Here is a 7,815-nt window from a genome sequence, read left to right as displayed (position 1 = left end):
GAACACACGCGACCCTTCACCCGGGACGGCATGCGGGACGACATCGCGGCGGTCCTCGGCGAACCACCCGGCACGGTCGCCGACGACGCCGACCTGCTCCAGCTCGGCCTCGACTCGATCGGCGTGATGCGACTGGTCGGCCGCTGGCACCAGCGGGGCGTGACGGTCAGCTTCGCGGAACTGATCGAGGGTCGCACCCTCGACGACTGGTGGCGGATGGTCGCCGACCGGGTTCCCGCCGGCGCGGTGGTGCCGGACGACCCGCCGCTGTCCGTCGTCGACGGCGCCGAGCCGTTCGACCTGGCCCCGATGCAGCACGCGTACTGGGTGGGACGGGGCGACGGCCAGGCCCTCGGCGGGGTGGGCGCGCACTTCTACAACGAGTTCGACGGCGTCGAGGTGGACCCGGCCCGACTGGAGGCCGCCGTCCGGTCGCTGCTGCGCCGGCACGGCATGCTGCGCGCCCGGTTCGACGACGACGGCCGGCAGCGCATCCTCGCCACCAGCCCCTGGCCCGGGCTCACCGTGCACGACCTGCGCGCAGCGGAGCCCGACGCGGCCGAACGGGCCCTGCTCGACCTGCGCGACCGGCTGTCGCACCGGCGGCTGGACGTGGCCCGCGGCGAGGTCTTCGACGTGCAGCTGTCGCTGCTGCCCGGCGGCGGCACCCGATGCCACGTGCACATCGAGATGCTGGTGGCCGATGCGCACAGCTTCCGCATCCTGATGTCGGACCTCGCCCGGCTCTACCGGGACCCGGACGCCGAACTGCCCCCGGTCGGGCTGGACTACCCGAGCTACCGGGCCACCCTGGCCGAGCGCCGTGGCGGTGCGCGCGACGCCGACCGGGCGCACTGGCAGGCTCGGCTGCCCGAGCTGCCCGGACCGCCGGAGCTGCCGCTGGCCGTCGATCCGCAGCAGGTCAGTGGCCAGCGCGTGGTCCGGCACCACCACTGGGTCTCCCCGGAGCAGGGCGAACGGCTCGGGCAGCGGGCCCGGTCGTACGGGCTGACCCTGCCGGTGCTGTTCCTGGCCGCCTTCGGCCACGTCCTCGGCCGCTGGAGCGCCGCCCCGCGCTTCCTGCTCAACCTGCCGCTCTACGACCGCCAGCCGGTCCATTCCGACGTCGCGCACCTGGTCGGTGACTTCACCAACCTGCTGCTGCTCGAGGTCGACACCGGCGCCGGCGACGACTTCGTGGCGTTCGCCCGCGCCGTGCAGGAGCGCATGCGCGCCGACGCCGCCCACCCCGGCTACACCGGTGTGGACGTGCTGCGCGACCTGACCCGCCGGCGCGGCGGCACCCCCGTCGGTGCCCCGGTGGTCTTCACCAGCGCACTCAGCCTCGGCGAACTGTTCGACGCCGAGGTGCGCGACAGCTTCGGCGCGCCCGGCTGGACCATGTCGCAGACCCCGCAGGTGTGGCTCGACGTGCAGGTCACCGAGCGCGAACACGGGCTGTTCGTCAACTGGGACTGCGTCGAGGAACTGTTCCCGCCGGGCCTGGTCGGGCAGATGTTCGAGGCGTACCGGAAGATCCTGGACTGGCTGCTGGACGACGACGCGGACTGGTCCGTCACCCTGCCGGAGCTGCTGCCGCAGCCGACCCGGCAGATCCGCGCGGCGGCCAACGACACCGGACGCCCGGTGCGCCGTCGCCGGCTACACGACGACTTCTTCGCCCGCGCCCGCACGGAGCCGGACCGGCCGGCGCTGCTCTGGGGCACCGACGGGCTGCTCAGCTACGGCGAACTCGCCGACCGGGCCGACCGGGTCGCCGGTGCGCTGGTCGCCCAGGGGGTGCGCCGCGGCGACCCGGTCGCCGTCACCGTCGAGAAGGGACCGCAGCAGGTGGTCGCCGTGCTGGCGGTGCTGCGGGCCGGCGGCGTGTACGTGCCGGTCGGCGTCGACCAGCCGGCCGCCCGCCGGGCCCGGATCCACGCGGTGGCCGGGGTGCGGCACGTGGTGGCCGACGGACCGCTGCCCGACCTGCCCACGTCGGTGTGCGTGGTCGACCTGGCCGACCGGTCGTTCCCGCCGGTCAACCCGGCCGCCAGCAGTGACGACGACCCGGCCTACCTGCTGTTCACCTCCGGCTCGACGGGCGAGCCGAAGGGCGTGCAGGTGCCGCACCGGGCCGCGGTCAACACCATCGACGACATCAACCGGCGGTTCCGGGTCGGCCCCGACGACCGGGTCCTGGCGGTCTCGGCCCTCGATTTCGACCTGTCGGTCTACGACATGTTCGGCCTGCTCGGCGCGGGCGGGGCGGTGGTCTGCGTCGCCGAGGACGAGCGGCGCGACGCCGAGCGGTGGCGGGCGCTGGTACGCCGGCACCGGGTCACCGTCTGGCAGTCCGTCCCGGCGCTGCTGGACATGCTGCTGACCGCCGGAGGCGACGCGGACCTGCCGCTGCGGCTGGCCCTGCTCGGCGGTGACTGGGTCGGGCTCGACCTGGCCGGCCGGCTGGCCGCGCAGGCCCCGGGCGCGACGCTGGTGGCGCTGGGCGGCACCACGGAGACCGCGATCCACTCCACCGTGCAGGTGGTGCCGGTGCTGGTGCCCGCCACCTGGCGTTCGGTGCCGTACGGCGTGCCGTTGGCCAACCAGCTCATGCGGGTGGTCGACCCGGCCGGTCGGGACCGACCGGACTGGGTTCCCGGTGAACTGTGGATCGGCGGGCGTTCGGTGGCCGACGGCTACCGCGGTGACCCCGAGCGCAGCGCCGCACAGTTCCGCGAGATCGACGGGGTGCGCTGGTACCGCACCGGCGACCTGGCCCGTTACCACCCGGACGGCGCCGTGGAGTTCCTCGGCCGGGCCGACGCCCAGGTCAAGATCCGGGGGCACCGGATCGAGCTGGGCGAGATCGAGACCGCCCTGGAGCGGCACCCGGCGGTCGGCCGGGCGGTCGCGGTGGCCCTCGGTACGCCCCGACAGTTGGCCGCCGTCGTCACCGCCGACACCGACCTCGACCCGGCCGCGCTGCGCGACTGGCTGGCCGGGCTGGTACCCGGCTACATGGTGCCCGAACGGCTGGTGCTCACCGACCAGCTCCCGCTGTCGGCCAACGCGAAAGTCGACCGGCGGGCAGTCGCCCGGCTCGTCGAGGCGGCCCGACCCGAGCCGACGGAACTCGAAGCCCCGGTCGGCGACATCGAACGCGAGGTGGCCCGGATCTGGGCCGAGCTGCTCGGCGTCGCGGCGGTGGGGCGGCGGCAGAGCTTCTTCGCCGCCGGTGGGGACAGCCTGGTCGCCACCCGGTCGATGGCGCTGCTCGCCGCGGCCGGACTCGACGGGGCGAACCTGCGGCAGCTGTTCGCCACCCCGGTGCTGGCCGACTTCGCCGCCACCCTGCGCCGCGCCGGTACGGACCGGCCCGCCCCCTCTGCGCTGCGCCCGGACCCGGCGCACCGGTACGAGCCGTTCCCGCCCACCGACGTGCAACGGGCGTACTGGCTGGGGCGCAGCAGCGACTTCGCCCTGGGCGGCGTCGGCTCACACTGGTACTGGGAGTTCGACGGCTCGGACGTCGACCTCACCCGGCTGGAGGACGCCGCCAACCAGCTCGTCGCGCGGCACGACATGCTCCGCGCGATCTTCGACGACAACGGCGATCAGCGGGTGCTGGCCCAGGTGGACCGGTTCCGGGTCACCGTGCGCGACGGCGGCGACGAGGCCCTGGGTGACCTGCGCGAGCGGATGGCGCACCGGATCCCCGACCCGGGCCGGTGGCCGCTGCTGGAGATCGCCGCCGTCCGGTACGGCGACGGCCGCGTCCGCATCGGCTTCAGCTTCGACTACATCGTCCTCGACGCGCTCAGCATCGTGATCGTCTTCGACGAGCTGACCACCCTCTACCGGGACCCGGCGGCGACGCTGCGCCCGGTCGGGGTGAGCTTCCGCGACTACGTACTCGCCGCCCCGGCCGACCCGGAGGCCGTGGCCACGGACCAGCGGTACTGGCTGGACCGCCTGGACACCCTGCCGCCCGCGCCGCCGCTGCCGCTGGCCGTGGACCCGGCCACCGTGCTCGCCCCGCGCTTCCACCGCCGTGAGGACCGGCTCGACCCCGGCCAGTGGCGGCGGCTGACCGAGCAGGCCCGCCGGCACGGGGTGACGCCGGCCAGCGTCCTCGCCGCCGCCTTCGCCGAGGTGCTGTCGGGCTGGAGCGGACGCGGCGAACTGACCGTCAACTTCACCCTGTTCAACCGGCGCGACGTGCATCCCGACATCAACCACATCCTCGGTGACTTCACCTCGCTGCTGCTGGTCGCGTACCGGGCCGGGGTGGATGACAGCTGGCTGGACGTGGTCCGGCGGACGCAGGAGCAGGTCTGGGAGGGCATGGCCCACGACTCGGTGTCCGCGCTGTGGGTGCTGCGCGAACTCGCCCGCCGCCGGCAGGGCGGCGCGGTGAGCATGCCGGTCGTGTTCACCAGCGCCCTCGGCGTCGCCGGTGGCATGAGCGAGATGTCCTTCCCCTTCGGCGAACTGGTCTGGGGCATCTCGCAGACCCCGCAGGTCTGGCTGGACAACCAGGTGATGGAGCGCGACGGTGGCCTGGTCTACAACTGGGACTCCGTCGAGGAACTGTTCCCCGCCGGGCTGCTCGACGCGATGTTCGACGCGTACCGCGAACTGCTGACCTGGCTGACCACGGCGGACTGGGCCGCCGCCGCGCCGCCGCCGCTGCCGGCGGCGCAACGACGGGTCCGCGACGCGGTCAACGACACCGCCGGCCCGCTGCCGTCCGGGCTGCTGCACACCGGCTTCTTCGCGCACGCCGCCGCCACCCCGGACGCCCCGGCGGTGGTCACCGCAGACGGCGAGGAGATCGGCTACGGCGACCTGGCCGCCCGGGCGCTGCGCATCGCCGGGGCGTTGCGCGAGCACGGCGTCGCCGCCGGTGACGCGGTGGCGGTGACCCTGCCCCGCGGCGTCGACCAGGTCGCCACCGTGCTCGGCGTGCTCGCCGCCGGCGGTCGCTACGTCCCGGTCGGCGTCGACCAGCCGGCCGAGCGACGCGACCGGATCTACGCCCGAGCCGGGGCGCGGGCCGTCGTTGCCCGGCCCGACCTGCCCACCGCGCATCCGGTCGTCGCGCCGGACACCCACGCCACGCCGCTGCCCGCGCCGGTCGAGGTCGATCCGGACGAGCTGGCATACGTCATCTTCACCTCGGGCTCCACCGGCGAGCCGAAGGGCGTGGAGATCACCCACCGGGCCGCGCTGAACACCGTCGACGACATCAACACCCGCTACGGAGTCGGCCCCGCCGACCGGGTCCTGGCGGTCTCGGCGCTCGACTTCGACCTGTCCGTCTACGACATCTTCGGGCTGCTCTCCGCCGGTGGCGCGGTGGTCTGCGTGGCCGACGAGGACCGGCGGGAGGCGCGCAGCTGGGCGGCGCAGGCCCGCCGCGCCGGGGTCACCGTGTGGAACTCGGTGCCGGCCCTGCTGGACATGCTCCTGGTCGCGGCCGACGCGGACGGGCTGGCGCTGCGGCTGGTGCTGGTCTCCGGCGACTGGGTGGGGCTGGACCTGCCCGGCCGGCTGCGCGGCCGGTGCCCGCAGGCCCGGTTCGTGGCGCTGGGCGGTGCCACCGAGGCCGCCATCTGGTCCAACGCCTGCGAGGTCGACCAGGTGCCCGCCCACTGGCGGTCGGTGCCGTACGGCCGCCCGCTGCGCAACCAGCGCTACCGGGTGGTCGACCCGCGTGGCCGGGACTGTCCCGACTGGGTGCCCGGAGAGCTGTGGATCGGCGGCGCCGGGGTGGCCAACGGCTACCGGGGTGACCCGGAGACCACCGCCCGGCAGTTCGTCACCGTCGACGGGCACCGCTGGTACCGCACCGGCGACCTCGGCCGCTACTGGCCGGACGGCACGCTGGAGTTCCTCGGCCGGGTCGACTTCCAGGTCAAGATCCGGGGACACCGGATCGAGCTGGGGGAGATCGAGGCGGCGGCCGAGGCGCACCCGGGGGTGGCCCGGGCCGTCGCGCTCACCGTCGGCGAGGGGAGCCACCGCCGGCTGGCGCTGGCCGTGGTCGCCGCCGGCGAGCCGGTCGACGGCGCGACGCTGGTCGGGTTCCTGGCCGAACGGGTGCCCAGCTACATGGTCCCGGAACGGGTGACCGGCGTGCCGGCCCTGCCGCTGACCGCCAACGGCAAGGTGGACCGCCGGGCGTTGACCGCGCAGCTGGCCGCCGACCCCGACGACGAGCCCGACGAGAGCCCGCGCGGGGATAGCGAGAAGCTCCTCGCCGAGATCTGGGCCGAGGTGCTCGACTGCGACCGGATCGGCCGGCAGCAGAGCTTCTTCACCCTGGGCGGGGACAGCCTGCTGGCCACCCGGCTGGTGGAGACGCTGCGGCAGCGGCACGGGGTGGAGCTGTCGCTGCGGCAACTGTTCCTGGCGCCGACCGTGGCGCAGCTGGCAGACGTCTTCGACGCCCACCGCGGCGCGGTGGAACCGGGTGACTTCGAGGAGGGCACAATATGAGTCAGTCGTCCGCCGGTGACCTGCTCGCCGAGCTGGAGAGCGCAGGGGTGCGAATCTGGTTGGAGGCCGGTCAGCTGCGCTTCCGGGCCCCGCAGGGGGCGATGACACCGGCCCGCCGGGAGGCGTTGCGCGCCCGCCGCGACGAGATCGTCGCCCACCTCGACGACGGCGCGGGGACCGTCGCCCTGGTACCCGAGCCGCAGCGCCGGCACGAACCGTTCCCGGTCACCGACGTGCAGGCGGCGTACCTGCTCGGTCGGGGGGAGACGTTCGCCTACGGCGGCGTCGCCTGCCACGGCTACGGCGAACTGGTCTACCCGGAGCTGGACCCGGCGCGGATGACCGCCGCCTGGCGGGCGCTGATCGAGCGGCACGACATGCTCCGCGCGGTGGTGGAGGCCGACGGCGCGCAGCGGGTGCTGCCGCAGGTGCCGCCGTTCGAGGTGCCGGTGATCGATCTGACCGGCCGCCCCGACGCGGTGGTCGAGGCCGGTGTCAGCGCGGTCCGCGCGGAGATGGACCACCTGGTGCACACCCCCGACCGGTGGCCGCTGTTCGCCGCCCGGATCACCCTGGCCGACCGCCGGGCCGTGCTGCACGTGTCGATCGACTTCCTGATCGCCGACTTCATCAGCGTGCAGGTCGTCCTGGACGAGCTGCACCGGCTCTACCACCGGCCGGACCAGCCGCTGCCGCCGCTGGAGATCACCTTCCGCGACTACCAGCTGGCCGAACGCGCGGTGCGGGACAGCCCGCGCCACGAGCGGGACCGGCAGTGGTGGCTGGCCCGCCTCGACGACCTGCCGGCCGCGCCGGAACTGCCAACGGTGGCCCGCCCGGCCGACAGCGAGGGCCGGTTCCGCCGCTGGGAGACCCGGCTGTCGCCGGAGGTCTGGGAGCGGCTGCGCGAGCGGGCCGGCCGGCACGGCATCAGCCCGTCCGGGGCGGTGCTGGCCGCGTACGCCGACACCATCGCGGCGTGGAGCCGCCGGTCCCGGTTCACCCTGGACATCACGCTGCTCAACCGGATGCCGCTGCACGAGCAGGTCAACGCCCTCGTCGGCGACTTCACCTCGGTGGAGCTGCTGGCGGTCGACGCCGACCCGACCCGCCGCTTCGCCGAGCGGGCCCGTGACCTGCAGGCGCAGCTGTGGGAGGACCTGGACCACCGCACGTTCAGCGGGATCGAGGTGATGCGGGAGATCGCCCGCCGGCAGGGTGCCGAGGCGGCGCTGTTCCCGGTGGTGTTCACCAGCGCCATCGGCATCGCCGACGCCGGGGCCGCCGCCGACGGCGCGCCGCTGGGCGAGC

Annotated in this window: 2 protein-coding genes; both read left to right on the top strand. The window is 74.7% G+C overall.

From position 1 onward, the window contains the following. The first annotated feature begins 30 nt into the window (after positions 1–30). Positions 31–6,504: an amino acid adenylation domain-containing protein gene (locus AB0M52_RS26870; protein WP_363959158.1), complete on the top strand. Its 6,474-nt coding sequence runs from the start codon at positions 31–33 to the stop codon at positions 6,502–6,504. Next, on the top strand, positions 6,501–7,815 hold a 1,315-nt coding region (locus AB0M52_RS26865), incomplete at its 3' end, for a condensation domain-containing protein (RefSeq protein ID WP_363959155.1). The genes AB0M52_RS26870 and AB0M52_RS26865, both read left to right, overlap by 4 nt.

This window comes from Micromonospora sp. NPDC051296 (genome assembly GCF_040682255.1).
Taxonomy (GTDB): Bacteria; Actinomycetota; Actinomycetes; order Mycobacteriales; family Micromonosporaceae; genus Micromonospora; species Micromonospora craterilacus.
Note: the sequence above shows the minus strand (reverse complement) of the source record. Positions and strands in the feature narration are given on the sequence as shown.